The sequence below is a fragment of the Cupriavidus neocaledonicus genome, from assembly GCF_000372525.1.
Taxonomy (GTDB): domain Bacteria; phylum Pseudomonadota; class Gammaproteobacteria; order Burkholderiales; family Burkholderiaceae; genus Cupriavidus; species Cupriavidus neocaledonicus.
In genome coordinates this window covers 1-25,158 of sequence record NZ_AQUR01000105.1, presented here as the reverse complement: position 1 = coordinate 25,158, position 25,158 = coordinate 1, and the positions used below count along the sequence as shown (strand labels likewise).

Sequence of the window (25,158 nt, the reverse complement as noted above, 5' to 3'; positions counted from 1 at the left end):
CGGCCCCGAGCCCAGCCGTCTCCCCGCCGCTCGTGCGTGATCCGGTCTGCGGCATGGAGTTTTCCCCAAGGGAAGCCGCCGCCAGCGCGGAGGTCGACCAGACGCGATATTGGTTCTGCACGTCGCACTGCGAGCAGGCATTCCTTGCGAACCCGGCGAAGTATACTTCTCGCCCCTTTGACAAAAGTCGTTCCACTGGGCCCTCTGGCATGGTGAGCCCAGCGGGCGCATCCCCTGGCCCTGCGGCGGCCCCCGCGCTGGCGGGCCGCTCCGCCAGGGAACTCGCCAAGGACCCCATTTGCGGAATGATGGTGGACAAGGCTACGGCCCTGTCCGCCGAGCGTGGCAACCGCAAGTACTACTTCTGCAGCGAGAGCTGCCTTCGGACCTTCGAGTCGCCAGAGCGCGAGTTGAAAGCCATGAAGACGCGCGTCACCATTGCGCTCACGGGCGTGCTCGCGCTGGCGGTGCTGCGGGCCGGCGCCTTCCTGGCACTGGCAGCCGGCGCGACGCTCGTGACCTGGGCCCCCATTCCCGCGTTGCCCTGGTTCACATGGGGGATGTGGCTATTTCTTCTCGTCACGCCCGTCCAGTTCATTGGTGGCTGGAGCTTCTACAAGGGCGCGTGGAACGCCATCCGGACGCGCAATATCAATATGGACTTCCTCATTGCGCTGGGGACGTCCGTCGCCTACTTCTACAGCGTCGTCGTGCTGTTCTTTCCATCCTGGTTGCCCGTCAGGGTCGAAGAGAGAGACGTCTACTTTGAGGTGTCTGCAGTAATTATCGCCTTCGTACTGCTTGGAAAGTACATGGAGGAAATCATCAAGAAAAAGTCCTCCGCCGCTGTCCGACGCCTGCTCGACCTGCGCCCTCCCGTCGCGCACGTGATTCGCGACGGGACCGAGATGGAAATCCCCGCTGAGAGCGTCATGGTTGGCGAAGCGGTCGTTGTACGGCCTGGTGAGAAGATCCCTACCGATGGCAAGGTTACCGATGGCCAATCCAGCGTCGACGAATCGATGCTGACCGGGGAGTCGATGCCGGTGGAAAAGAAGCCCGGGTCCGCTGTGATTGGCGGCACGCTCAACCGCAGTGGCGCTTTCACCTTTCAGGCCACAAAGATCGGCGCCGATACTGCGCTGGCGCAGATTATCAGGATGGTCGAGGACGCCCAGGCCAGCACCGCGCAGATTCAGAGGCTGGCGGACCAGGTTACGGGCTACTTCGTCCCTGCGGTAGTTTCGGTTGCGATCCTGGCATTAGTGGGCTGGACAGTCGCTGGCCATTTTCCGCAGGGACTGCTCGCATTCGTGGCCGTCCTGATTATCTCCTGCCCGTGCGCGCTGGGCGTCGCCACGCCCGCAGCGCTGATGGTCGGCGTCGGCAAGGGCGCGGACAATGGCATCCTGATACGCGGCGGTGAAGTGCTGGAGCGAGCCGAGAAGCTCACCGCAGTTGTCTTTGACAAGACCGGGACTATCACGCGAGGTCAGCCGACCTTGACCGATGTGATGCCCTGTTCCGGACGAGCGGAATCCGACTTGCTAACGCTTGCTGCCGCCGTGGAAGCCGGATCCGAGCATCCGTTGGGCGAAGCGATCGTGCGTGCCGCACGCGATCGTGCACTGACCATTCCCAAAGCCGCCAGCATCAGCGCATTGTCAGGCATGGGGATTCAGGGTGTCGTCGAAGGTGAGCAGGTCTGGCTGGGCAACCGGCGGTTGTTTGCCCGCCAGGGCATCCCGACCGATTCGGCGGAAACCCTGCTCGCCAAGCTCGAAGCCGATGGCAAGACGGCCATGCTGGTCGGCTCTGGCACGCAACTGCTGGGCGTAGTCGCTGTGGCTGACACAGTGAAACCCGAGGCGAGCGACGCCGTCTCCGCTTTGAAGGCACGCGCCATCAAGGTCGTGCTACTGAGCGGCGACAACCGCCGCACCGCCGAGGCAATCGCCAGGCAGGTTGGCATTGCGCATGTCATTGCCGAGGTGATGCCGGAAGATAAGGTGGAGACCATTCATGCATTGCAGAAGCATGGCGAGGTCGTCGCCATGGTGGGAGACGGCGTCAATGACGCGCCGGCGCTTGCCGCGGCGGACATCGGCATCGCCATCGGCTCAGGCTCGGATGTCGCGAAGGAGACTGGAAGCATCATTCTGATTCGTGATGACGTACGTGACGTGGTTGCCGCCATTGAGCTGTCTCGCGCGACGATGCGCAAAATCAAGCAGAACCTCTTCTGGGCGTTCATCTACAACACCATCGGCATCCCCGTCGCGGCATTTGGGCTTCTCAACCCGATCTTTGCAGCAGCCGCCATGGCACTGTCCTCATTAAGTGTGGTAGCCAACTCCGCATTGCTAAAGCGTGTAAGACTTGGCTCAAAGATTCCCAGCCTGGAGACGAGATGAAACACGCGGCGGCCTGGATATGCGCTGCCCTTGCGACACTACTCGCGGCAGCTGTCGTCTATTTGTTTGGAACAACGCCGCTCACTCTGTTGATCGGCCTGCTTCTGCTGTCATGTCCGATCGCTGTGGTGTGGATCGGTCTTAGCCTTTCGAGACAGTGCGAGCGCGATATACGAAACGCAGTCGAGCATGAACTCGAAGAAAAACGTCGGACAGAGGGCTTTTAAACCTGTTATCACGGAATCTCCCTTGGCTCCCGTCCTGCAGACGCCTGGGAAAACTTGTACGAACGCATCCGCTGTTTCACTGTTGTCATCGGCCCGCGGACCCCGAAACCCGACGCAATCAACTTCCCGCACCGACTCACGCAGCTGCAGTGCCACCTCCGCAAGAATCCCCCTTGTTGACGAGCTCCTCCGCGACACGAAGATGCAGCGCGCGCGGTTCCATCGGAGTCGCGCTTGGTCAGGTTTCGCTGCAATGCAATGGCGCTCATCTGCATGGTTTCCGCGGCATCGCTTGCCACCATTTGCACGCCCTGGAAAAATCGCTTCGCTCGTCAGACGACGAGTTTCATCATGGCGCGCTCGGCGCTGCCAGAGGCTGCCGCGCGTGTACGACCGGGAAGTAATTCCGGATCGCGTAGTGCCGGGTCGAGCGGTTGTCCCAGGAGGCCATGGTTTTGGGACGCCAGCGCAGTCGCATCGGGTACTCGTGATGGCCGGCCGTTGTCCGCGCTGGATGGGCAGCCGGCTTTACCCCGCCGCGCTACAGCCGTGCAGGTCGCCCCACCGATGCGCAGCGACGCGCCGGACGCAATGTGCCGGGCCAGCGTAGCCTTGACAGCGTCGCCATCCAGGACATCTGTGCCGCCGCCGGCGTCACTACTGGGACGTACGGACGCCGCGAATTCGATGACGAACTGGGCGGGCATTCTGCGCCTACCTGCGCGCCTGAGTCCGTCTCGCGGATGGCAGTGATCGAAGGCCTATCCTCATTTTCCGAGTCGGTTGCGCAGCCAGGCGAAGAAGACTCCGGCAGCGAAAAACCAGACCGCGAATACGATGGCCGGATACACGACATCCCACCAGGATAACGCCCGCCTCGTCTGGATCCGGCTGAAATCGAGCCCGTGAAACAGCGCATTCATGAAACCCATGAACGTCTCCGGGACTGAGATCCAGACCAGGGTACACAACAGATAGAACAACACCACCGTGACGGAAAGTACGATGCCGGTTTTGACGGGGTTTATGGCTGCCTCCTTCGTTGCGCCGCTTCAGCGAGGCCTGGCGCGGAACATCGTGCTGATTCGGATCCGTGGTAGGAACCCGGGCGTCCGCCTGCGGTACGCTTCATATTGCTGGCCGAACGCCTCCAGCACTTCCCGTTCCTCCGCCCTGGCGAGGCGAACGTACATCCAGGTGAGGACCGGGAACATCAGCAAGGTAAGAATCGTCGGCCATTGCAGAAGGAAGCCGGCCATGACGAGGATGAACGCAACATACTGTGGGTGCCGGATGTGGGCGTAAAGACCCGTCGTCGCCAGACGCCCTTCCTGCTGCGCCTTGTATAGAGCGCGCCAGGCGGAAGACAACATCAGGAAACCGCCGAAGATAAGGACATTGCTGGCGATATGGAACGGCCCCAGGTGCGGATTGCCTTGCCAGCCGAACAGCATCTCGGGCAGATGACCCGCGTCGTGCGACAGGAAATCGATGCCAGGGAATCTGGCCGAAAGCCACGGCAGCATGAGGTAGATCGTCAAGGGAATCCCGTACATCTCGGTGAAGAGGGCAACAATGAACGCCGAGAACGCGCCAAAGGAGCGCCAGTCACGAGATGTCTTTGGCTTGGCAAAACTGAAGGCGAAGACGATGAATACCGCAGAATTGATGATCACCAGCGACCACAGCCCATAGCCGTATTGCGCTTGCTCAGTCATCGCCGCCCTCCAACGATGTCTCTTTGCCTTCCTGCGCGCGCTTCTCTGCGCGGTGATGACCATGCCCGTGCCCATGGTGCATGAACAGATGCATCAACGGGCAGGCTGCCAGGAGCAGGTAAGGCAGCGCCTGGATGACATGGGCCCGGTGCTCTGTCCAGAGAAAGTAGCCGATGACAAGCAGAAAACCAACGGTCACCAGCCTTGATCTCGATAGCCGCCGCTTCATTGCTTGAACGCGCTCATCATTGCTCGTCGCTGCCAGCTTGTCCGACATAAAAACCTCCTCGCATACCACGGCGCAGGCAAAGCCTCGCTTTCCTCTTCAGTATCGGCGCGGAAAGGCACTCGCCCTTGCGGTCCATCAAGGAAATCAAACGCCGGCGGACGTAGCCCACCACAAGAGCCCTGGAAACCTCCTGGGCGGCCGTTGGCAGTGCCTTGTCCGGCGTCGACAAGCTGGACCCACGGGCATCTCGCCGCATCATCCACGTCGTCACCTCCGGCACCCTTGTTGATCCCAATCAATTCGGTGACGTGCGTACCGCATACCTTGAACCGGGAAGGCCATTTCTTTTTTATAGGAGGTTCCCCATGTTCACCATCCATCGGCTCTCCGGCGTTCTCGCCCTGGTCACCCTGATAAGCTGGGCACCCCCATCCTTGCCGGCTTCGCCGGCCGCGAGCGCGGAGCACGAGCAGCACCATCCGAAAAAGCCATCCGCCAAGTCTGTGGGCGCGGCGCCCGGAGTTGCCGGCAATGCCGCGCTGGATGCCCAGGTCGCTCACCTGCGAGCGATCCGGGAGCGGCTGTCTCGCGCCAGTACGCCCGAAGAGCGCCAGGCCCTGCTGGCGGAGCGCCATCAGGTCATGCAGAACGCCATGTCGATCATGCACAAGGACATGATGGCAATGGGAGGTCCCGGCGGCATGTCGGCGCGCAATGGCACCGCCGGGAAAGGCACCGCATCCGCCCAGATGCCGATGTGCGGCGATATGGCGGGTAGTCACATGGCCCTCATGCAGGAAATGATGCAGGCGATGTCGAGTGAATCCGGGATGGGTTCGGGGATGGGTTCGGGGATGGGGATGGGGATGGGGATGGGTGGAGACGGAATGAAGGCGCCGGGGAACATGATGCGCAACCAGCCGGCGGACGCACAGCGATAGTTTCCGGGCCGGCAGTGCCTCCGGGGCGCTGCCATTGGCCTGCCTGCTTGCACCGCAGCACGGATTCGCCACCCATTCAGTGTCCGCGCCGGCATGCGTTGGCAAGGGCGCGCACCTTCTCCGTACGGTCCCGGCATGCCTGGTGCCGTTCGCCAGCCGGGCCTGGCGACTGCCCGTCGCATCTCGCCCGCGTTCGTGCTGAGCTAACCCCACAGGGACCAGCGCCCTGCACAACGGCGTGCCGCCCATTTCCGGGAATTATCTGGACCATGCATGGTGGGTTTCGCGACTTCGACCCCGGCTTGCTGCCGGTTGCGGCCAGTACGCTGACGGCTGGCTTGCTGCTGTTCGGCTTCGGCCAGACGCTGGTTGCCCGGCTGACCTTGGCATCCGGTGCGGTGGTCGTCGCCGCTGCGCTGACCATTGCCATCGTTCAGGCGCTGCGCCGCAAGCAGGCAGGCGTCGATGTGCTGGCGTTGCTCGCGATCGGACTGGCACTCGGGCTCGGCGAGTTCCTCGCCGCCGCCGTCCTGGCCCTGATGATCGAAAGCGGCAAGGCTATTGAGAACTATGCGCAGGCGCGTTCGCAGCGTGAGATGTCGGCGCTGCTCAGCCGCGCCCCCGAGTCGGCCAACCGCTTCGACGGCGGCGAATGGCATACGGTCGGCCTCGATACGATTCATCCCGGCGATCGCCTGCTGGTCCGGCATGGCGAGGTCGTGCCCGTCGACGGGGCGCTGCTTGGCGCGGCCACGGTGGACGAATCGGCACTGACGGGCGAGTCGGTGCCGCGCCAGCGCTCCACGGGAGAGACCGTACGCAGCAGCGTCCTGAATGCCGGCGCTCCGTTCGAGATGGTCGCCGCGGCCACCGCGGCGGACAGTACCTTCGCCGGTGTCGCGAGGCTGGTGTGTTCCGCCCGCGCGGAACGCCCGCCGTCCGCGCGGCTGGCCGACCGCTACGCCCTCTGGCTTGTTCCCGCCACGCTCATTGTTGCCGGGGGGGCCTGGCTTGTCAGCGGTGATCTCTCCCGGGCGCTGGCGGTGCTGGTCGTCGCCAGCCCTTGCCCGCTGATTCTCGCCGTACCGGTAGCGATCATATCCGGCGTGTCGCGCTGCGCCGGACACGGGGTGCTGGTCAAGGGCGGCGGTGCGCTGGAAACGCTGTCCCAGGCCAACATCCTCTTCTTCGACAAGACCGGGACGCTGACCAGCGGCAAGGCCCGCCTGGCCGCCATCGAAAGCGTGCCTGCCTGGCCCGCACCCGAAGCGCTGCGTCTCGCCGCGTCGCTGGCGCAGGCATCCTCGCATGTCGCCGCCGAGGCCATCACCATCGCGGCACGCGAGCAGGGCCTGTCGCTGGACCTGCCGTATGGCGTCGCCGAAACCGCCGGCGCCAGTGTCTGCGGTCGAGTCGGCAGCCATCTGGTGGCGGTGGGATCGCCGGCCTTCGCAGCCGGCGGCGACGCCGGCCCGAGCTGGTGCCAGGACATCCTGAAGCGGGCTGCCCGCGAGGGCGCCTCGGTCTCTCTGGTCGCGGTGGATGGCGTGGTGGTCGGCGCGTTGCAATTCGCGGACCAGATTCGCCTGGACACCCCACGCGCCTTGCGCCTGCTACGCAATGCGGGGATACGGCGGCTCGCCATGCTGACCGGCGACCGGCCCGACGTCGCCGAAACCGTTGGCGCCATGCTCGGCGTCACCGAGGTGCACGCGGACCTTACCCCCGGGCAAAAGCTACTTGAAATTCAGTCGGCGCGCCACGATGGCATCGTGTTGATGGTCGGCGACGGTGTCAATGATGCGCCCGCGCTGGCTGCCGCCGACGTCGGCGTGGCGATGGGCGCGCGCGGTGCCGCGGCCTCTGCGGAGGCCGCCGACGTGGTGCTGCTCGTGGACCGGCTCGACCGGCTGGTGGACGCGATTCGCATTGCACGCCGGTCGCGCCGGCTGGCCGCGCAGAGTGCCATGACCGGAATGGGCCTGTCCTTTGTCGCGATGGCAGCCGCGGCATTCGGATACCTTCCACCACTGGCGGGCGCGGCGCTGCAGGAAGCGATCGACGTACTGGTCATCGCCAATGCCTTGCGTGCCCTGCGCGCGGATCCGGCGGCATCCGTCGAACGCCTGTCTCCTGCCGCCGCGGACCGGCTGAACCGCGAGCACGCTGCGCTGGCGCCGCTGATGGCGCAGATCCGCAGCCTCGCGGAAAGGGTGCCGGCGTTGTCAGGACAGGCTGCCGCCTCCGAACTTCGCCAGTTGTGTGCGGCGCTCACCGGAACGCTCTTGCCTCACGAACGGCTCGACGATGCGCAACTCTACCCCCACCTGGCGCGCCTGGTCGGGGGCGATGATCCACTGGCGGCGATGAGCGCGATGCACCGCGAGATCTTTCGCGTCATCCGGCAGCTACAGCATATGGCCGACGCCTCCGTGCCCGACGCGCCGGAGCCTGGCCGCACCCAGGAGCTTCAGCGGCTGCTCTACGGGCTCGACGCCGTCCTGAGGCTGCACTGTGCCCAGGAGGACGAACTCTTCCATGCGTTGCGCGAAGACGCGCCAGCCCGCTGATGCGCGGCGCCACGTCTGCTTACCCCGCGGGCCCCGCCTCCATATCTTCTCTTTTTGCCTGGGGAATCCTGATTGCCACACAGAAGCCTTGTCCTGGCGCGCTGTCGATGTCTACCGTTCCTCCCAGCAAACGCGCGCGCTCGCGGATGCCAAGCAGTCCGAGCGATTTCCGTGGCTCATCGTCCTCGACGACCTTGTCCCAACCGACGCCATTGTCCTGGACCTGCAACTCCAGCCGCCCCTGGTCATGTGCAACGCGGATACGGACTTCCGTCGCGTTGGCATGCCGTACAACATTGCTTAACGCTTCCTGAACGATACGGAACATGGCAATGGCCACTTGTTCGGGCACCTCGATATCTGTCCCATCGACAACCACCGAGAGCCCATAGCGCTTGGCGCAGTCACCGGCAAGCCATTCGATGGCCGGCAGCATCCCCAGCTCATCGAGCAAGGCCGGCCGCAGGTCGCTGGCGATGCGCCGCACCGAGGCCACGGTTTCGTCGATCACAATGTTCATCGCCGCAACGCCCGCCAGCAGGGATTGCATGCTCTTGCCTTCCTTCAGGTCGGCGCCGAGCATGGCGAGATCCATTTTCATGGCACTCAAACGCTGGCCGAGGTCGTCGTGCAGTTCGCGGGCAATGCGGCGCTTCTCCTCCTCACGGGTGGAGAGGATGCTATCCGACAAGTGTTGCAGCGCCTCGCGCGAACGCCGCATGGCGTCCTCCGCCCGTACGCGGTCGGTGATATCGCGCAGCATCACGGTGTACAGTCGGGTGCCTTGATCGGCGATTTGCGAGATGGAGGCCTCGATCGGAAACTCGGTGCCGTCACGGCGCAACGCGTACAGCGCGCGCTGGCGCCCCATGGCGCGGTCCGACACGCCGGTCACGCCAAAGCGGCGCACGTGCGCTTCGTGGGCCTGCCGGAAGCGTTCAGGAATGAAGTCGGCAAGCGGGCGGCCAATCGCCTCGGCGGCAGGCCACGCGAACAGTGTCTCGGCCATGGGATTGAACAGGACGACCCGCTGATCGCTGTCGACTGTGATGATCGCCTCCATCGACGACCGGATGATGCCCGCCAGCCGCGCTTCGCTGTCTTTCACGCGTTGCAGGCTCGTACGAAGCGCCTCGTCAGCCCGCGCACGTTCGGTGATGTCCCGCAGCATGACGGTGAACAATCTTGTCCCGCCCTCAACCGTCTGGGAAATGGACGCTTCAATCGGGAACTCGCTGCCGTCGCGCCTCAGGGCGAAAAGCGCGCGTTGGCGACCCATCTGTCGCTCCGAGACACCAGTAATAGCAAACCGGCGCACATGCTCTTCGTGGGCGGCGCGAAAACGTTCGGGGATGAAATCGCCAAGGGGGCGGCCTATAGCCAGTTCGGCCGGCCAGGCGAACAGTGCTTCCGCCATGGGGTTGAACAGCACAACGCGTTGCTCGCTGTCCACGGTGATGATCGCCTCCACTGACGAGCGAATGATCGCCGACATGCGCGCTTCATTTTTTTCCAGGCTTGCGCTCTTCTGGGACGACCGATGCCTCACCCTACGCCTGCGGACCAGAAACAGTCCGACCATCAGCCCGATTCCAGCCCCAAGCCAGACAGCAAGCAGCGATGAAACCTCCCAGTAACGCAGCAGCGCTTCGTGCACCAGATATGCCAGTGCCATGAATGCCGCGACTGTGCCCATGCCGATCGTGAAATCGATGGCACGAGGATGTAGTCTGTCAAATGGCTGGAACTTGCCCTGGGGGGAAGGTTGGCCGGTCATACGGGCAACTTCAGGCTGTCGCGTGCGTGTGGCAGGATTCTGAACAGCAATATAGCTCGGGGTGTTCTCAGCGCAACCAAAATGTGTGGGCGAGCCGATACTCTGCCGCCTCAAAGGAAAGCCGGCTCTGAATGGCGCTTATCTTGTGCGCCCATGCTTTTGCGAGTTCGACTGATCAATTGGCAAAATGTGCCTCTAGCGCCATGCCATTTCACTTGGTCGGCTCACCTGGCCGGCGACGAGGCGCTGTTCGACGCGCTATGCGAAGCGGTGACGCGTGCTGCCGCCTACCACATGATGCGCGGGTTCGCTGCGGCAGAACAGCCAGTTCTCCGTTGGCACCTCCGCCGGCATGCGGAACGTCATATCCAGCGGCTGTCCGTCCACGACGATATCCGTCAACTGCAGCCAATCCTGATAGCCAATGGCAAGCCGGTAATCCCCCGCCGGGAGCTGAAGATAGAACATCGGCCCCGCTTCCGTGACATGCAAGGTCGCCCCCCCGCTCTTGCCGGCCAGGAAGACGGCGGTTCCCGGGAGCGGCTCGCCGCGTACCGCGTCCACGATCGTCAGCCGGACATTGAACCGGTCGGCGATGGCCAGCATCGCTTTGGTATCGGCCTCATCGTTTCCCCCGGATGCGTACATGACCCCATTCGGCACCATGGCGGCGTTGCCAACGCCCCCGGGATCGTAGTGAATTGCGCACCCGGTGAGCGCCGAGGCCCATAGCGGCATCATCGCGGCCAGCAGCCATCCAATGCGCAGCATGGCCTGGGCCGCGCTGGACCACCCGCTTACCCATGACGGCAGCGACGCCAAGGCGGCTTGGATGAAGCTGGCAACCAGGTCACGGCTGTCCGCGACGACGCACGCATAGGCTTCCGCTTGCGTGCCCCGCGCCCGCGCAAGGGCTTTCCCGGGCGCCGACGCGGCGCAATGGCTGCCATCGGTGGCAGGAAGAATGGGGCGGCACATTGGTGTTTCCGGCGTTTCGGTTTCCTCGTACAAACAAGGTAGGTGACAGAGCGCTGATGGCGTTGATTCGCGTCAAGGCTGAGCGACGATCCCCGCTGCGTGCTGCACCGGTTTCAGGACTTTGCGCCGGCGTTTTGCCATACCGCGGCCCTCTTGATACAGCGCAATCCGCATCCGGGTGCAGCGTCTAGATTGACCCATACCGGTGCCAGGGCCATCGACCATCTGGCTGAGCACATGACGTTGCAGCGCGCAGGTACGGCGTTCCAACCACAGAACCACCGCTGGAGGATCTGCGACATGATCAAGAATCTCGGCAGTGCGGAGCAGATCCGCGACGAAATCCTGCGGCGCGTGCACGAGTGCGCCGACCTTGGCGACGCCTTCCGCGACTGCAGCATCCCGTTGCCGCGCCGTGTCGACACGGCAGCCAACGGTGGCTGCAACTGGACCATCGATGGCTTTCCTGCCGTACCGGCGGCTTGCCTGACCACCGTGCGCGCCGTCACCGCCGAAATGATGCGCGAGTACGATCTACGCTAGCCGTAAGGGCGCCCTGCCCGCTTTGCGGCTTGCCGCGATGGAGCCCCTCGTGGACGTCGCCGGCAAACTGGACTGCGGGCGCGTCACGCGAAACCACTACGAATAGAGGTCAAGCATGAGCAACGAAAAGTGCGAGAGCAGGCCACTGGACCCGGGTCGCGTCAATTTGATAGATCCGCTGGAGGTGCAGTACTGGTGCCGGGAGCTGCATTGCAGCGAACTGGAGCTGGAGATGGCGGTCAGCGCAGCCGGGGATCATATTGCCGCCGTGCGGGAGACCCTGGAGGCAGGTCGGCCTTTCTGACCGTTTTCAGGCGCGGCGATGCGCGGCGGCCAAGTGCGGCTTCACCCAGCCTGCCCATCGCCCGATAGCGCTGCGTCACTAACATGCATCGCTAATGCTTGGATCGGCGCCTGTTCAGTGCGACATGAACACCGGTACTGTCATCGACTGGAGTAGTGTCCGGGTGACGCCGCCCAGCGCCAGTTCCCGGATTCGACTATGGCCGTAGGCCCCCATGACGATCAAGTCTGCATTCCGGTCTGCCGCATGCGACAGGAGCAGTTGCCCGATATCCTCGCCAGCGTCGACCGGAAAGCTCTGCAGTTGCGCCGTCACCCCATGACGCGCCAGCCATTCCACCGCATATTGCGGTGGCGACAACCATGGATATGTCAGCGCGCTTGACGGCGTCCATGACACCACGCTGACCGTCTCCGCACGCCTGAGAAGCGGCAGAGCGTCGTCGATGGCGCGGGCAGACTCGCGGCTCCCGTTCCAGGCCACCAGGATCGTCTTTCCAATACCGGGAAACCATCCCGCGTACGGTACGACCAGTACAGGTCGCCCACATTCCAGAACAATGGATTCGACGAAGGCCGGCTCCTTGTACGCGTCTTCGTCAGCCGGTTCATGCTGTCCGAGCACGACCAGGTCTGCCAGGCGAGCCTCTGCCTGGATCGTGGCAGCGGTCGCCCAGTCCGGGGCCAGCCATTGCGTCGTAACGGCCGTCCCATCGGTGGCATCCCTCAGCGCACTCCGCGCCCGTTCGCCGACCTGGTACTGCCATTCGTTATAGGAAGCGAGATAGCGGTCGCCGTCGACCAGATAGCGCATGCCGGCGGGATCGGGCTTGCCGACGGCGAGCAAGCCCACCAGCGTCGACTGGAATTGCACTGCAAGTTGCGTGGCAAGGTGCAGTCGCTGGTACACGCGCCGGCTGGCGTCCAGGTGAACCAGGATCGTGGCGTAGTCCATCAGCTGTCTCCATCAAGCAAGCCCTGTCGTACGGCCGGCGCCGGTCCTTCAACGGCAGGTAACGGGCAGACCTCTTCCAATGCCAGGGCTATGATTGCCTCGTAGGGGCCCGCAGTCACGATCGGGTGGCATGCCCCTGATCCTTCCGGAGGCCGGGTATGACCGAAGCACAATGTTCGTACAAGGGATTTCAGATCGTTCTATGCGTGCCGGACACCGTCGTGCCCGGCACGCCGTGCGGTCGGGTAGAACTCAAAGCGCCGGACGGTACTCTCGGCATACGCTTTACGCCGGACTGGCCCGACCCTCCCGCCAGCCTGAAACAGGCCGAAGAATGGCTCTTTGCCTATGCGGCAGGCATCGTAGATTGCGAGCTGGCCGGAGGCTTCGGCATCGACCTGCACCACGATTAGCCATGCGCCACCGAAGGACAGCGGGTATGCCGCAGCCGGGACAACTGGCACGTGCGCCGCGGCGCGCGGTCTCGGCTGCCGCCAGAAATCCGGCACTGAAGTGCAGGCGCTGCAAAGCGCCGCCAATGCGGCCACGGCAAGCGTGCGCCATACCTGGCGGCCTGACGGACCAGGGCACCGGGGCTGGGACGCCATGGCAACGGCCCCCATCACACCGCAAAGCGGAAATGCCCGCTGTGCAGCACGATATGCTTCGCGCCCGTCATCTCGAACAAGGATCCAGCCACTTGTTCGATGTCCTGGCGGTGGCGCTGGAATGCGGGAACCAGGTCTTCGCTGCGGTAGGAGCGCGCGCCAAAATGCTCTTCGAGCGCCTCCGCAGTGATTTCATAGACCGCCGGTACCCCGTCCACCTTCACGGGGCACTGCAAGCTTGGCCCCGTCGGGCAATATTCCGGTACATCGCAGATGAAGTCGATCTTGGACATAGCTGACTGGCGTGATGCCCCTCCAGAATCGCAATGGCTTAAGCTGGTTGGGCCCGCACCAGCAATACCGGCGCGAGCGCCTCGGCGAGGACCCCGCGCGCAACGCTGCCCATGACCAGACGCCGGACGCCCTGGCGACCATGCGTGCCCATGACAATCAGGTCCGCGCCCCAGGCGTTGGCTTCTGTCGCGATGGTCATGGCGATATCCTCCTGTACCATCGGCTTGCCGAGCAACCGGGTGGCATGGCGAACATGGCCCGCGGCCAGCCGGCCCCGTGCGGCGGCAAGCACGCTCTCCCCGGCGGTGGTGAGATCCTCCACCAACCTCACCGGATCCAGGCCTGTCACGTCCATGAATGGGCTGCGATCATCGACGACGTAGACTACCTCCACTTCCGCCTCGCAGGCTTGTGCAATCACCATCGCCTGATCCAGCGCCAGTTCCGATGCGGCGCCGCCGTCCATGGCAACAAGGATGCGGTGATACATGGCTGGGGCTCCGGGGAAGTCTAGGTATTGATTTCAGCGTAGGACAGCGCACCGCCGCGCTATTGACGCGTGTCAAGGCCGTTGCGGCTTCCACTGGGAAGTCCCGATGGACTCATGATGATCGGATCCGCCGCAGGCAGTGCTTGGCAGGCGTGGGCTGATATCGCCGGCGTAGCCGGCGACCTCCTTTCTGCCCGGCCTGCTTGCATTTTTCACCTGGACCAGAGGAGCGGGACTAGCGCGCGTCCAGCGCGTCAAGGTTCAGCAGCTCGAGCGACTTGCCTTGCACGGCCAGCAAGCCCTCGTGCTGGAATTTGGACAAGGTCCGGCTCACCGTTTCGAGCGTCACGCCAAGGTAGCTGCCGATGTCCTCGCGAGTCATGCGCAGGACGAAAGATGTGGCCGAGTAGCCGCGGGCGCGATGGCGCGCGGAAATGCCAAGCAAAAAGCTGGCGACACGCTGCTCGGCCGACATGTTGCCCAGCAGCATCATCTGGTTTGCCTCGCGGACAATCTCGGCGCTGAGCATGCGGTGGAACTGCCGCTGCAACGGCTTGATCTCGCGGCAGAGCGCCTCGAGCAGATGGTAGGGCAGTACGCAAACCACGCTGTCCTCCAGGGCAATGGCGTCGCAAGCGTGCGTCTCATCGCAAATGCCGTCCATGCCGATGGCGTCACCGGCCATGAAAAAGCCCGAGATATGCTCCTTGCCGCGCTCCGGCGTCACAACGGTCTTGAAGGAGCCGGCCCGCACGGCGTAGAGACTGCGGAACGGATCGCCGGCGCGGAACAGCCGTTCGTTGTGCCTGACCGTCCGCCACCCCTGCATGGCACGATCGAGCCGCTCCACGTCATCGGCTTCCAGGCTTGCAGCCATGCAGATGTGCCGCATCATGCAACTGGCGCAGCGCGCTCCGGCGCCTGCCGCGGCAGGCCGTGACGCCGGCACGGGCGGGCGGGGCTCGCACGAGGCAAAGGTATCGGCCGCGTCGGTAAGCACTTCGGCCTTGCTGAGCATCTCATACATGGTTGTCTCCGGCCTGTGGCCATCCTGTTCCGACCCGCTGTTACCCGCCTGTCGGAGGTCTGCATCTACCTGTGCCAAGTTCTTTTGACCGTAAGTATGGGTGGACGCCCTTCCCCTTCCTAGAAGGCTCCGCTGAGTTGTTCGTCAGTATTGCGGACCGTCCTGTCAGGTTTCCCTGACACAGGGCTGACCAGGACCTCCGGCGCCTCGGCAGGCGGGATGCCCGACATCCGGCTTTGCGGGGGAGCGCGAACGTAATCTTCTATCGGCTTGATGCAAGACAAGTCGAAATGCCCGGCGCTTGCCAGAGTGAAAGAGACCCGGCTCGCACTGATGCCGCATTTCCGGAGACTACGATGAGCAATATCCGACGCTATGACCCGTTCTCGATCGAACCGCTTGGCGACATGCTGCAGGGCATGTTCCGCAACCTGAGGCTGGGCGCGGAAGCCGACCTGCCCTTCAAGGTTGACGTGACGGAATCCGACGCCAGCTATGCCATCACCGCGGACTTGCCGGGCGTGAAGAAGGAAGATATCAACGTCAGCGTGGATCGCGGCACGGTCATGATTACCGCCAAGCTGGAAAAGGCGTCCGAGGTCAAGGAAGGCGATCGCGTGATTCGTCAGGAGCGTTATAGCGGCGCGATGCAGCGGGCCTTCACCCTGGACGGCAACATCGACACAGACAATATCGATGCCAGCTTCCAGGACGGCGTGCTGCGGGTCGTGCTACCCAAAAAGGAAGCGTCGCCGCAGCAGCGCGTGACCATCCGCTGAAGCGGCGCGGACAAGGAGAATGTCATGCGGGATCAGGATATCTGCTCGGCCAAGGCCGTTCACGTACCGCTGTCTTGCACGCTGCAGGAAGCGGCGGTGCAGATGCGGGACCGCCATGTCGGCGCGCTGATCGTCACGGAAAATTCCCCCCATGGCACGCGCGCGGTCGGCATGGTTACCGACCGGGACATGGTTACCGGTGCCGCGGCCAGCGGCTCCGACCCCTGCCACACCGAGGTCATCGACGTGATGACGCGCGGTCTCGTCGCCATCTCGCAGGACGCCGCGGTAACCGACGCGATCCAGGCATCTCGGCAGTGATTGACCAACTCGAAACCAGGCCATGACTCGCCTCTGCCTCTTATGAGGGAGACGCGCCGAGTGGCGCAAAGCGATGAAGGGAACAGGCGATATGCAAGGCGATATCCAACTCAAGCAGCGTGTCATGGAAGCGCTGACCTGGGATCCGGCCGTCGAGGCCGCCGAGGTCGGCGTCCAGGTCCGCGACGGCGTGGTCACGCTGACCGGCCACCTCGGCAGCCATGCGGCCAAGTATGCGGCAGAGGAAGCGGTCCGGAGCGTTGCAGGTGTGAAGGCGATCGCGGTAGAGATGGATGTGCGCCTGCCCGGCGAATGCCGGCGCACGGACGCCGACATTGCGCGCGCGGCCAGCAACATCCTGGCGTGGACGTCGATGGTGCCGGGTGATCGCATCCATGTCATGGTCGAGGATGGGTCGGTCACCCTGACCGGCACGGTTGACTGGAACTACCAGCGCATGGCGGCCCAACGCGCGGTGGCGGGGCTCTGCGGCGTGGTCGGCGTGACGAACGCGATCGTGGTCCAGCCATCGGTCCAGCCCCAGGACGTCAAGGACCGCATCCAGCGGGCGATCGAGCGGCAGGCTACGGACGACGCGGCGCACGTCACCGTCGAGGTCAAGGACGGCGTGGTCCGGCTGCGCGGCAGCCTGCGCACCTGGGCCGAACGCGAGGCGGCGCTGGAGGCAGCGTGGGCCGGGCCGGGCATGATCGCCGTGGAAAACGACATCCGGGTCAACTTGTAAGCACACGACCGCGCCATGGGACGGCAGCCGCCGCGCGGGTACCCGCGACGGACTTCTACCAGACCCGACCCGCGTTCACTGGCAGACTACCCGTCATGACAATCCGCAATCTCGATGCGCTGTTTCGCCCAAGATCGGTGGCTTTGGTGGGGGCGACAAGGCGGCCGCTCAGCGTCGGCGCCACGGTGCTGGACAACCTGATGGCGGGTGGCTTCACCGGCCCGGTGTATCTGGTCAACCCCAAGTACGCGACGCTCGCCGGCGTGCCCTGCTATCCGTCGATCGGGGCGCTGCCCGCGCCGCCCGACCTCGCCATCCTCTGTACGCCCGCGGCCACCATCCCAGGTCTTGTCGCCGCCCTCGGTGCGATCGGCACACGCGCGGCGATTGTGCTCAGCGCGGGCTTCGAGGGGCCGGCGGACAGTGCCGCCGGCGCCATGCGCCAGGCCGTTCTGGATGCAGCACGGCCCTACCTGCTCAGGGTCCTGGGACCGAACTGCCTGGGCCTGATCGCTCCGGGCGTACGCCTCAATGCGAGCTTCGCGCCAGGTGCGGCCATCGCAGGCACCCTGGCATTCGCTACCCAGTCCGGCGCGCTGGCCACGGCGGTGCTTGACTGGGCGAAATCGCGGCAGATCGGCTTCTCACACTTCATCTCGCTGGGCGACAGCGCCGATGTGGATGTGGCCGATGTACTCGACTACCTGGCCCGCGACAGCGCCACCCGCGCCATCCTGCTCTATATCGAGGCGGTCCGGAACGGCGCCAGGTTCATGTCGGCGGCACGCGCGGCGGCGCGCAGCAAGCCTGTACTGATTATCAAGGCCGGGCGTAGCGCGCAGGCGGCACGCGCCGCCGCTTCCCATACGGGCGCGCTTGCCGGTACGGACGGCGTCTACGACGCAGCGATCCGGCGAGCCGGCATGTTGCGGATCGATACCACCGAGGCGCTGTTCGACGCGGTCGAGATGCTGGCCCGGCTGCAGGGTGTGCGCGGGGCCAGGCTGGCTATCCTGACCAACGGTGGCGGCGCCGGCGTGATGGCCATCGACGCCCTCGCGGACGGCGGCGGCACGCTGGCCAGCCTCTTTGACCAGACGCTCGCAAGGCTCGACGAGGTGCTTCCCGCGACGTGGCCACGCGCGAACCCCATCGACATCATCGGCGACGCCCCGGTCCGGCGCTACCAGGAAGCGCACGCCATTCTTTGCGATGCCCCCGAGGTCGACGCCGTGCTGATGATCCATGCCCCCACTGCGATCGTGCCGGCGGCGGAAATCGCTGCCGCGCTGGTCAGCGCGCAGTCAGGGCGAAAGCCCCTGATGACGGCGTGGCTCGGCGGTGAGACGGTGCAGCAGGCGCGCCAGCTGTGCCAGCGTGCCGGCCTGCCGACCTTCGAGACGCCGGAACAAGCCGTGCGCGCCTTCCTGCAGGCATGCGAGTACTACGCAAACCAGCAACTGCTGATGCGCACGCCACCCGCCGACGACACCTCGAGGCCGGCCGACAAGGTCTTGGCGCGCGGGATAGTCGCCGCTGCCCTGAGCGGTGGCAGAAAGATGCTGATGGAACCAGAGGCGAAGGCAGTACTGGCTGCCTACGGCATCCCGGTGGTGCCGACCGAGACCGCACACAGTGTCGACGACGCCGTCCACAAGGCCGCTGGCCTTGGCTATCCGGTTGCACTAAAGATCCTTTCCCCCGATATCACCCACAAATCGACCGCTGGCGGCGTAGCGCTGGGACTGGCCGACGCCGCCGGAGTGCGCAGCGCGGGCCATGACATGCTGGCACGAATCCGCCAGGATCTTCCGGAGGCAAGGCTGGATGGATTCACCATCCAGCCGATGGTCAGCCACAGCGACAGCTTCGAGCTGATCGCCGGGGTCGCGACAGACCGCGTGTTCGGACCGGTCCTGCTGTTCGGGCACGGCGGCGTCGACACCGAGCATATCCGCGACACGGCCGTTGCGCTGCCGCCGCTCGATGCGCTGCTCGCGCGGGACCTGATATCGCGCACCCGCGTCGGCCGCTTGCTGCAAGGCTGGAGGGGGCATCCGGGCATTGACCGGGAGCAGCTGCTCGACGTCCTGGTGCAGTTGTCGCGCATGGTTTGCGACATCCCGGAGATCGTCGAACTCGATGTCAATCCCCTGCTTGCGAGCCCCCATGGCGTCATCGCGCTCGACGCGCGCATCGCCGTGGCAGTCCCGTCCGGAGCGGAGCCGCGACTGTCGATCCAGCCCTATCCGGAGGCGCTGGAGGAGCGCATCACCTGCAATGGGCGCAGCTACGTCATACGGCCGGTGCGGCCAAGCGACGAAGCGTCATACCAGGCGTATTTCCGTCAGCTCACGGCGGAAGATGTGCACGCACGCTATTACTGCGCGTTCCGCGAACCCGACCACGACCAACTCGCCCGGCTAACGCAAATCGACTATGCGCGCGAGATGGTCTTCATCGTCACCTCCACCGATCCGTCGGGACAGGGCGCCATGCTGGGCGAGGTGCGTGCCGTTGCCGATCCGGACAACGCCCAGGCCGAGTTCGGCATTGCCGTGCGCTCGGATTGCCACGGACAGGGCTTGGGCAAGTTGTTGCTCGACAAGATGGTGCGCTACGCGCGCTCAAGAGGCACCGGCGCGCTGGTGGGCTCCACCTTGCGGCACAACGCTGCCATGCTGGCACTGGCACGTCGATGCGGATTTACCGTCAAGGCCGTCCTCGGCGAAGATTGCGTCAGCCTGCATCTTGCGCTCGTTTGAACGGACGCCCGCGGGTCGGTGCGCAAGCGCGTCCTTTCGAACGCCGGGCACCCCGGATTCCATTCCGGTCCTGATGGACCGACGCTTGCCGCTCCCCGCGCTCGCTAGCGTTCCAGCCGCTTCCCGGCCGCCGTACCGGTCCTTCCGGGTTCGCATCGCAGGGGTGGCGCTGAACCGGTGTCGCCAGGCATCGGGGTCGCGGCGCGCCGCTTGCGCTCGAGCCACTTGTCCAGCTCCATCGCCACCAGAAGTGTCGAGGCAAGGCCCAGCAGCCCAAGCCAGGCCACGCCGGTAACGGGGGCGATGCGCAGCGTGTCGCTCAGTCCAGGCAGGTACATGGCGCCGACATGCACGCCCAGCGCCACCATCACGCTCGTGACCAGCAGCGGGTTGGCGAAGAATCCCAGCCGGAACACCGAGCGATGCTCGGACCGGCTGTTCGCGGTCTGCACGTTTTCCGCCAGCACGAAGAAGAGCAGCAGCAGGTTGCGCGCAGCATCCACCGGATAGCCCGCCTGGAGCCACGCATAGAAGGCGAGAAAGCCCCCGAGGCCCATGAAGAGCATGGCATAGCAGACGCGGCGGATCATTACGCGGTCAAAAATGGGTTCGTCGGGCTTGCGCGGGGGGGAGGACAGCTCGTTGCCCTCCGCACGCTCGGCGGCCAGCGCAACGTCTTGGATGCCATTGGTGATAACGTTGAGCCAGAGCAACTGAGCAGGCAGCAGCGGCATGGGCAGGCCCAGCGGTATCGCAAGCAAGAACAGGACGACCTCCGCCGCGCCGGTTGACACCAGCATGTACACCACCTTGCGAATGTTCGCGTAAGCCACCCGTCCTTCGTGAATGCCGGCGACGATGGAGGCGAAGTTGTCGTCGGTGATGACGATGTCGGCGCTTTCCTTGGCCACCTCCGTGCCCTTCCTGCCCATGGCGACGCCAACATGGGCATGCTTGAGGGCCGGAGCATCATTGATGCCGTCCCCGGTGACCGCAACGAAATGCCCGGATCTCGCCAGCGACAGAATGATGGCGAGTTTCTGGTCGGGAGTGACACGGGCGTAGATCCTTCCGTGGCGGGTCAACGCATCCAGCCGCTCCGGGCTGCCTTGCGGCCCCGATGCGCCGGCCTGCCTGATTTGATCGCCGGTCAGCACCTGGTCCGGCGCGAAGCGCATGCCTGCCTGCGCGCCGATCGCCGCCGCGGTTACCGGATCATCGCCCGTCACCATGGCCACGTCGATGCCCGCGAGATAGCACTTCCGGATGGCATCGGGCACCTCTGGCCGGACCGGATCCTTCATGCCTGCCAGGCCGAGGAAAGTCAGCTTGACGAGATGGCGGTGTCCATAGGACGCGTCCGGTTCCGCATCGATCATTCCTTCGGCAAAGGCCAGCACGCGCAGTCCCTGCGCCGCCATCGTCCTGGCCTGCTGCAGCAGCGGCTCCCGCCGCATCGGACCCGGCTCACCCTGTGCGTTAACCTGGTCGCACATGCCGATCAGGGTTTCCGGTGCGCCCTTGACGAACACACGCACGCCGGCTTCGTGCTCATGGAACGACGCGGCGTACCTGAGGTCTGGCTCGTAGGGAACCCGGCCGATCAAGGGGAAGCGCTGGCGCAACTCGTCGGCCACGGCGCCCCCCTTGTACGCCGCCGCCAGCAGCGCCACGTCGACGCTGTCGCCCGATCCCGCCCAGCGGTCTCCGTCCCGGATCAATTTCGCCTCATTCGGCAACGCCGCGGCTCTCAGCAAGGCCGCCACGCGCGGGTTCGACGCTTCGGCCGTTTCGCCGTCGACACGAATCGCGCACTTGTCCAGGTCGTGCCCCACGTCACAGGACAGGACCATGCCATCCGGCAGCCGGATCTCTGTGACGACCAGTTCGTTCATCGTCAGCGTGCCGGTCTTGTCGGTCGCAATCATGGTGCACGAACCGAGCGACTCGACTGCCGGCATCTTGCGCACGATCACGCCGGCCCGGGCCATGCGCCGCATCCCGATGGCCAGTGCCACCGAAATGGCGACAGGCAGCCCTTCGGGAATGGCACTGACCGCCAGCCCGACCGACATCATGAACAGTTCACGCCAGGCCATGTCGCGCCACCAGCCAATAAGCGCCAACAGCGCGACGGCGACGCCCACCGCCAGGCCGATCAGCCGCGAGAAGAGCTCCAGGCGGACGACGAGCGGCGGCTTCAGGACAGTCCTTCGCGCCAGTTCGCTGGCGATTCTTCCCATTTGCGTAGCCGCGCCGGTTGCCTCCACGATCCCGCGGCCGCGGCCACGCATCACTACGGTCCCGGCAAAGGCCAGGCATGGCGATTCGTCTGCCGCGCCGCTTGGCGGGCCGCCTGTCGCGCGTGACGGGCAAGCCTTGCGCACCGGCAGCGATTCCCCCGTCAGCAGCGATTCGTCGCATTGCAGGTCGATGGCTTCGATCAGCACCAGATCCGCCGGGACGCGGCCACCCGCCTCCAGCAGGACCAGATCGCCGGGCACCAGTTCGCCCGCGTCGATCTGCCGCTGCTCGCCATCGCGGATCACCGTCGCGACAGGCTGCTCCAAGTTACGCAGTGCGGTGGCGGCCTTGTCGGCCGTATGTTCCTGCACGGTGCCAATGATGCCGTTGAGCAGCAGGACGGCACCAATGAATGTGGCGTCCTGGATGTCCCCCATCACCACGGATATCACCGTGGCGACGAGCAGGATATAGATCAGCGGACTGCGGAACTGATGCAGGAATACCGCTGCGATCGGCCGCGATCGGGATTGCGGCAATGCATTCGGCCCGAGCGCGGCTAACCTTGCAAACGCTTGCGCCGCGGTCAGGCCCTCGGTCTGGTGTTCCGGCCCGTTCAGGCCGGGGTTACCGTGCCCGGCGCAGTTCGTGTGACGACCTGCCAACGGCGTTTCGTCCTGGTGCATGGCCATCGGTGTCATTGGTTCGCCGCGGCCGCCCGGTCGCGGCTGTGCCGGCCAATGAAGCGTAGGCCATGGTACCTGGTAACGGTTGACTTTCGTCAATGCTGCGAACGTTCGAGGCGTGCATCGCAAGGTGCCCTGGCCACATCCGGCCCGGTCAAAGCGAGGCTGTCAGGAAATCCTGACAGCCCCTTCTGCGCCCCTGACTCAAGCTTCAGTCGCCACCTATTTCGCACGGACCGGATAGCGTCGACACTAGTCACATGCCCGATGCCAATCTCCCCCACTTCCCAACGCTGTATCTCGTCGAGCCGTCGGGTTCGCTGCGGTCGCGGCAACTGAGCATGCTGGCGCGCATTTCCGGCATCCGCGTGATCGCAGCCGGCGCCAGTGCCAGCGGCGAACTGGCCAGCCTTACCCACTATCGGCCCGACATCGTGGTGATCGGATTGCGCAGCGCCAGCGCGCGGGCGCTGCACGACATCCGGACGATCCGCTCGGCCCTGCCGCACTGCCTCCTGGTGGTCGTGGTCGATCCGCTGGCGCAACCGCTTCGGCACGCCTGCCTGAAGGCGGGTGGCGACTATTGCTTCGACCGCACCCTGGAGCTGGAAGCCCTGCGCGCCACCCTGGACAAGCTGGCGGCCAGCGCATGCCGTTGATGCTGCGTGGTCCTGGCGGATCCCGGAGATCCTACAGGTCAGCGTCTTCGTCGAACAAGCGGTTGCGCATCGCATAGCGCAATAGCATGGCCTCGTTCGACGCCTGCATCTTTTCCATCAGACGCATCTTGTAGGTACTGACCGTCTTTGCGCTGACACACAAGGCGGCAGCGATGGCCGTGATGGGCTCTCCCATCACCAGGCGGCGGTACACTTCGAGTTCCCGGTCCGACAGCCGAAGGTGCGGCAGGTCGTCGGTCTGGTCCTTGATGCCACTGGCCAGCTTGGCAGCCATGCCCTGGCTGACGTAAGTGCCGCCGCGCGCGACCTGTTCGATCGCCGATACCAGTTCGGTCGCCGCACTCTCCTTGGTCAGGTAACCGGCCGCGCCCGCCTGGAAGGCGCGCACAATGTACTGCTCTTCGGCATGCATGGTAAGCACCAGGATGCGCAATGCCGGCGCTTCGGCACGCAGCAGCCTGATGAGCTCCAGGCCGCTCCGACCCGGCATGGAAAGATCCAGCAACAGTACTTGCGGGCTGCAGTCCCTCACCATCTTCGGCACCTGGGAGCCGTCGGCGGCTTCGCCGACCACCTGGAACACCCCAGCCCGTTCCAGGATATGCCGCAATCCGTCGCGCACCACGGCATGGTCGTCCGCAATCATCACGCGTGTCATGCCTTGCCTCCCACGTCGCCAGGCCAGCGCACAGCCGGGCGGAAGCCCGCCAGACCGCCTGAGCAGTCAAAGCGCTCGCGCTCCCGCATTGATGGGGATTCCAGCGGCGCGAGCCATTTGACTATAGGTTTTGTGCCGGCGAGGCAAAAGCCCCGAGATAATAGTGCCTTTTTCGCCGCATCTTGAGATGCTTCGGTCCGGCGTTCGTTGGACAAGGGCGGGTTGGACCATGGCCCGCCGGCATCGGCTCACCACAACAGCCAGAGTCCCACGCCCAGCAGGAGCGCATGCGCGCCTAGCGCGATGTATAGCGGTTCGCTCGAGGGCGTCGCTATGTCCTGTAAAGTCTCGCTGATATAGCGCGTGAGCATGGCGCGCAGCGCGGGGTCCTTCACCGCGCCTTTGTTGCCCGCTGCCGGTTCGCGCGGCGCTGCGCGGCACGATTGCAAATCGGCGAGCATCCCGCTGATTGGCAGGCGGTCCAGCACGAAGGCGACCGCCGAGCGCACCGCCCGGCCTTCGCCCAATACCGGCGCTAGTTGCTTGCTCAAGGCGTCGACCGACAGCCAGTCGGCCGTGCGCTGCAGCGTCCCGTGCGTGTGTGGCATGGCTTCGATGCGGTCCGCGAATGCAGAGGCCAGGCGCTGCGCCAGGGCGTCGCCGTGCGCCTCCACAAGGTGTTGCATGGCGCGTGCGCGCCCGTGTGCCACGCCCAGCATCGTGTAGACGCCGACGAACAACAGCAGCAGGATGGCCACCCACCACGGCGCAGACGTGGCCAGCGCGAAGATGGCGCCCGCGCCCCCGGAATCCGCCGCCGTGTTGCCCGGCCCCAGCAACTGGCTCAAGTAGAAGAAAAATACGCCGCCGCCCAGCACCATGCCGAGCAGGCCGCCGTTGATGACCGAACGGGCAAAAATCAGGTTCAACGAGGAATTCCGGGGAAGGCAGCCTTGATCTTCAGGAAGAAGTATTCCTCGTCACGGTAGCCATAGGCTCGGCGCTTGATGACTTTGATGGTGTTGTTGATGCCCTCAACGACGCTGGTATTCAGCGGATGGCGGCATCGGGCAAGGATGCCGTGCCAATACGCTTTCAGGCGCTGGGCGAACAGTTCGAGGGCAGGTATTCGGCTCTGCCTTGCTTGTTCGCACCAATGCTCCCACGCCTTTTGCGCCCATCCCGGGCGGCGATAGAACCACAGGC

At 64.8% G+C, this 25,158-nt stretch carries 24 protein-coding genes; 11 read left to right on the top strand and 13 right to left on the bottom strand.

Going from position 1 to position 25,158, the window contains the following annotated elements; genetic code table 11:
• Positions 1–53 precede the first annotated feature (53 nt).
• On the top strand, positions 54–2,414 hold the full coding sequence (locus tag A3AG_RS0124240; RefSeq protein WP_240619968.1) for a heavy metal translocating P-type ATPase: 2,361 nt from the start codon (positions 54–56) through the stop codon (positions 2,412–2,414).
• 994 nt (positions 2,415–3,408) lie between these two features.
• Here A3AG_RS0124240 and A3AG_RS0124235 read toward each other — a convergent pair.
• From A3AG_RS0124235 to A3AG_RS0124225, 3 genes are read right to left on the bottom strand one after another with little or no spacing between them, the layout of a single operon-like run.
• Positions 3,409–3,669 carry a DUF5676 family membrane protein gene (locus tag A3AG_RS0124235; RefSeq protein ID WP_026164441.1) on the bottom strand — a complete coding sequence of 87 codons (261 nt, stop codon included), beginning with the start codon at positions 3,667–3,669 and terminating at the stop codon, positions 3,409–3,411.
• Between the two features lie 24 nt (positions 3,670–3,693).
• Positions 3,694–4,359, bottom strand: a complete 666-nt coding sequence (locus tag A3AG_RS0124230) for a methyltransferase family protein (RefSeq protein ID WP_018007896.1) — start codon at positions 4,357–4,359, stop codon at positions 3,694–3,696.
• Positions 4,352–4,588: a DUF2933 domain-containing protein gene (locus A3AG_RS0124225; RefSeq protein WP_240619967.1), complete on the bottom strand. Its 237-nt coding sequence runs from the start codon at positions 4,586–4,588 to the stop codon at positions 4,352–4,354. The genes A3AG_RS0124230 and A3AG_RS0124225 overlap by 8 nt, the downstream gene beginning before the upstream one ends.
• A 365-nt stretch (positions 4,589–4,953) precedes the next feature.
• Here A3AG_RS0124225 and A3AG_RS34090 point away from each other — a divergent pair, with 365 nt between their 5' ends.
• Both A3AG_RS34090 and A3AG_RS0124215 read left to right on the top strand, forming a co-directional pair.
• Positions 4,954–5,529 carry a hypothetical protein gene (locus tag A3AG_RS34090; protein ID WP_018007894.1) on the top strand — a complete coding sequence of 192 codons (576 nt, stop codon included), beginning with the start codon at positions 4,954–4,956 and terminating at the stop codon, positions 5,527–5,529.
• Between the two features lie 269 nt (positions 5,530–5,798).
• Positions 5,799–8,099 (top strand): heavy metal translocating P-type ATPase, encoded by a 2,301-nt coding sequence (locus A3AG_RS0124215; RefSeq protein WP_018007893.1) that lies wholly within the window; start codon positions 5,799–5,801, stop codon positions 8,097–8,099.
• 19 nt (positions 8,100–8,118) lie between these two features.
• Here the strand turns inward: A3AG_RS0124215 and A3AG_RS31955 are convergent, their stop codons facing one another.
• The gene (locus A3AG_RS31955; protein WP_018007892.1) at positions 8,119–9,876 is read right to left on the bottom strand and encodes a PAS domain-containing sensor histidine kinase; all 1,758 of its coding nucleotides are present in this window, start codon (positions 9,874–9,876) and stop codon (positions 8,119–8,121) included.
• Between the two features lie 258 nt (positions 9,877–10,134).
• A complete protein-coding gene (locus A3AG_RS31950) occupies positions 10,135–10,854 on the bottom strand; it encodes a peptidase associated/transthyretin-like domain-containing protein (RefSeq protein WP_018007891.1) in 720 nt (239 codons plus the stop codon).
• 300 nt (positions 10,855–11,154) lie between these two features.
• Here A3AG_RS31950 and A3AG_RS0124200 point away from each other — a divergent pair, with 300 nt between their 5' ends.
• Together A3AG_RS0124200 and A3AG_RS0124195 are read left to right on the top strand one after the other, a co-directional pair.
• Positions 11,155–11,397: a hypothetical protein gene (locus A3AG_RS0124200; protein WP_018007890.1), complete on the top strand. Its 243-nt coding sequence runs from the start codon at positions 11,155–11,157 to the stop codon at positions 11,395–11,397.
• Between the two features lie 115 nt (positions 11,398–11,512).
• Entirely contained in the window at positions 11,513–11,701 is a 189-nt protein-coding gene (locus A3AG_RS0124195; protein WP_018007889.1) for a DUF3606 domain-containing protein, read from the top strand.
• A 114-nt stretch (positions 11,702–11,815) separates the two neighbouring features.
• Here A3AG_RS0124195 and A3AG_RS0124190 read toward each other — a convergent pair whose 3' ends face one another.
• A complete protein-coding gene (locus A3AG_RS0124190) occupies positions 11,816–12,655 on the bottom strand; it encodes a universal stress protein (RefSeq protein ID WP_018007888.1) in 840 nt (279 codons plus the stop codon).
• A 158-nt stretch (positions 12,656–12,813) separates the two neighbouring features.
• Here A3AG_RS0124190 and A3AG_RS0124185 point away from each other — a divergent pair, with 158 nt between their 5' ends.
• Positions 12,814–13,068, top strand: coding sequence for a hypothetical protein (locus tag A3AG_RS0124185; protein WP_018007887.1), 255 nt, complete (start codon positions 12,814–12,816; stop codon positions 13,066–13,068).
• 209 nt (positions 13,069–13,277) lie between these two features.
• Here the strand turns inward: A3AG_RS0124185 and A3AG_RS0124180 are convergent, their stop codons facing one another.
• The 3 genes from A3AG_RS0124180 to A3AG_RS0124170 all read right to left on the bottom strand — a co-directional run bounded on the left by A3AG_RS0124180 (position 13,278) and on the right by A3AG_RS0124170 (position 15,074).
• Positions 13,278–13,556, bottom strand: coding sequence for a DUF1488 family protein (locus A3AG_RS0124180; RefSeq protein WP_018007886.1), 279 nt, complete (start codon positions 13,554–13,556; stop codon positions 13,278–13,280).
• A gap of 38 nt (positions 13,557–13,594) precedes the next feature.
• Positions 13,595–14,047, bottom strand: a complete 453-nt coding sequence (locus tag A3AG_RS0124175) for a universal stress protein (RefSeq protein ID WP_018007885.1) — start codon at positions 14,045–14,047, stop codon at positions 13,595–13,597.
• A gap of 235 nt (positions 14,048–14,282) precedes the next feature.
• Positions 14,283–15,074 (bottom strand): helix-turn-helix domain-containing protein, encoded by a 792-nt coding sequence (locus tag A3AG_RS0124170; protein WP_018007884.1) that lies wholly within the window; start codon positions 15,072–15,074, stop codon positions 14,283–14,285.
• A gap of 356 nt (positions 15,075–15,430) precedes the next feature.
• Here A3AG_RS0124170 and A3AG_RS0124165 point away from each other — a divergent pair, with 356 nt between their 5' ends.
• The 4 genes from A3AG_RS0124165 (at position 15,431) to A3AG_RS0124150 (ending at position 19,684) form a co-directional block, all read left to right on the top strand.
• A complete protein-coding gene (locus A3AG_RS0124165) occupies positions 15,431–15,853 on the top strand; it encodes an Hsp20/alpha crystallin family protein (RefSeq protein WP_018007883.1) in 423 nt (140 codons plus the stop codon).
• A 24-nt stretch (positions 15,854–15,877) separates the two neighbouring features.
• On the top strand, positions 15,878–16,174 hold the full coding sequence (locus tag A3AG_RS31945) for a CBS domain-containing protein (protein WP_018007882.1): 297 nt from the start codon (positions 15,878–15,880) through the stop codon (positions 16,172–16,174).
• 73 nt (positions 16,175–16,247) lie between these two features.
• On the top strand, positions 16,248–16,919 hold the full coding sequence (locus A3AG_RS0124155; protein ID WP_338084748.1) for a BON domain-containing protein: 672 nt from the start codon (positions 16,248–16,250) through the stop codon (positions 16,917–16,919).
• A gap of 95 nt (positions 16,920–17,014) precedes the next feature.
• Positions 17,015–19,684: a bifunctional acetate--CoA ligase family protein/GNAT family N-acetyltransferase gene (locus A3AG_RS0124150; RefSeq protein ID WP_035849572.1), complete on the top strand. Its 2,670-nt coding sequence runs from the start codon at positions 17,015–17,017 to the stop codon at positions 19,682–19,684.
• 104 nt (positions 19,685–19,788) lie between these two features.
• Here A3AG_RS0124150 and A3AG_RS31940 read toward each other — a convergent pair whose 3' ends face one another.
• Positions 19,789–22,629 (bottom strand): cation-translocating P-type ATPase, encoded by a 2,841-nt coding sequence (locus A3AG_RS31940; protein ID WP_240619955.1) that lies wholly within the window; start codon positions 22,627–22,629, stop codon positions 19,789–19,791.
• 245 nt (positions 22,630–22,874) lie between these two features.
• Between A3AG_RS31940 and A3AG_RS0124140 the strand changes: the two genes are divergently transcribed.
• Positions 22,875–23,273, top strand: coding sequence for a response regulator (locus A3AG_RS0124140; protein ID WP_026164440.1), 399 nt, complete (start codon positions 22,875–22,877; stop codon positions 23,271–23,273).
• Between the two features lie 31 nt (positions 23,274–23,304).
• On the opposite strand, the gene A3AG_RS0124135 is transcribed toward A3AG_RS0124140, so the two are convergent.
• The 3 genes from A3AG_RS0124135 to A3AG_RS31935 form a co-directional block, all read right to left on the bottom strand.
• Positions 23,305–23,952, bottom strand: coding sequence for a response regulator (locus A3AG_RS0124135; RefSeq protein ID WP_018007877.1), 648 nt, complete (start codon positions 23,950–23,952; stop codon positions 23,305–23,307).
• 248 nt (positions 23,953–24,200) lie between these two features.
• Entirely contained in the window at positions 24,201–24,881 is a 681-nt protein-coding gene (locus A3AG_RS0124130; protein ID WP_018007876.1) for a hypothetical protein, read from the bottom strand.
• The coding region (locus A3AG_RS31935) for an ISL3 family transposase (protein ID WP_018007875.1) at positions 24,878–25,158 on the bottom strand (281 nt) is incomplete at its 5' end. The genes A3AG_RS31935 and A3AG_RS0124130, both read right to left, overlap by 4 nt.

Excerpts from the sequence above, each read along its gene's own strand:
- A3AG_RS0124240 (WP_240619968.1), top strand. The coding sequence starts at position 54 with ATGGAGTTTTCCCCAAGGGAAGCCGCCGCCAGCGCGGAGGTCGACCAG.
- A3AG_RS0124230 (WP_018007896.1), bottom strand. The coding sequence starts at position 4,359 with ATGACTGAGCAAGCGCAATACGGCTATGGGCTGTGGTCGCTGGTGATC.
- A3AG_RS0124225 (WP_240619967.1), bottom strand. The coding sequence starts at position 4,588 with ATGAAGCGGCGGCTATCGAGATCAAGGCTGGTGACCGTTGGTTTTCTG.
- A3AG_RS34090 (WP_018007894.1), top strand. The coding sequence starts at position 4,954 with ATGTTCACCATCCATCGGCTCTCCGGCGTTCTCGCCCTGGTCACCCTG.
- A3AG_RS0124215 (WP_018007893.1), top strand. The coding sequence starts at position 5,799 with ATGCATGGTGGGTTTCGCGACTTCGACCCCGGCTTGCTGCCGGTTGCG.
- A3AG_RS31955 (WP_018007892.1), bottom strand. The coding sequence starts at position 9,876 with ATGACCGGCCAACCTTCCCCCCAGGGCAAGTTCCAGCCATTTGACAGA.
- A3AG_RS31950 (WP_018007891.1), bottom strand. The coding sequence starts at position 10,854 with ATGTGCCGCCCCATTCTTCCTGCCACCGATGGCAGCCATTGCGCCGCG.
- A3AG_RS0124200 (WP_018007890.1), top strand. The coding sequence starts at position 11,155 with ATGATCAAGAATCTCGGCAGTGCGGAGCAGATCCGCGACGAAATCCTG.
- A3AG_RS0124195 (WP_018007889.1), top strand. The coding sequence starts at position 11,513 with ATGAGCAACGAAAAGTGCGAGAGCAGGCCACTGGACCCGGGTCGCGTC.
- A3AG_RS0124190 (WP_018007888.1), bottom strand. The coding sequence starts at position 12,655 with ATGGACTACGCCACGATCCTGGTTCACCTGGACGCCAGCCGGCGCGTG.
- A3AG_RS0124185 (WP_018007887.1), top strand. The coding sequence starts at position 12,814 with ATGACCGAAGCACAATGTTCGTACAAGGGATTTCAGATCGTTCTATGC.
- A3AG_RS0124180 (WP_018007886.1), bottom strand. The coding sequence starts at position 13,556 with ATGTCCAAGATCGACTTCATCTGCGATGTACCGGAATATTGCCCGACG.
- A3AG_RS0124175 (WP_018007885.1), bottom strand. The coding sequence starts at position 14,047 with ATGTATCACCGCATCCTTGTTGCCATGGACGGCGGCGCCGCATCGGAA.
- A3AG_RS0124170 (WP_018007884.1), bottom strand. The coding sequence starts at position 15,074 with ATGTATGAGATGCTCAGCAAGGCCGAAGTGCTTACCGACGCGGCCGAT.
- A3AG_RS0124165 (WP_018007883.1), top strand. The coding sequence starts at position 15,431 with ATGAGCAATATCCGACGCTATGACCCGTTCTCGATCGAACCGCTTGGC.
- A3AG_RS31945 (WP_018007882.1), top strand. The coding sequence starts at position 15,878 with ATGCGGGATCAGGATATCTGCTCGGCCAAGGCCGTTCACGTACCGCTG.
- A3AG_RS0124155 (WP_338084748.1), top strand. The coding sequence starts at position 16,248 with ATGAAGGGAACAGGCGATATGCAAGGCGATATCCAACTCAAGCAGCGT.
- A3AG_RS0124150 (WP_035849572.1), top strand. The coding sequence starts at position 17,015 with ATGACAATCCGCAATCTCGATGCGCTGTTTCGCCCAAGATCGGTGGCT.
- A3AG_RS31940 (WP_240619955.1), bottom strand. The coding sequence starts at position 22,629 with ATGACACCGATGGCCATGCACCAGGACGAAACGCCGTTGGCAGGTCGT.
- A3AG_RS0124140 (WP_026164440.1), top strand. The coding sequence starts at position 22,875 with ATGCCCGATGCCAATCTCCCCCACTTCCCAACGCTGTATCTCGTCGAG.
- A3AG_RS0124135 (WP_018007877.1), bottom strand. The coding sequence starts at position 23,952 with ATGACACGCGTGATGATTGCGGACGACCATGCCGTGGTGCGCGACGGA.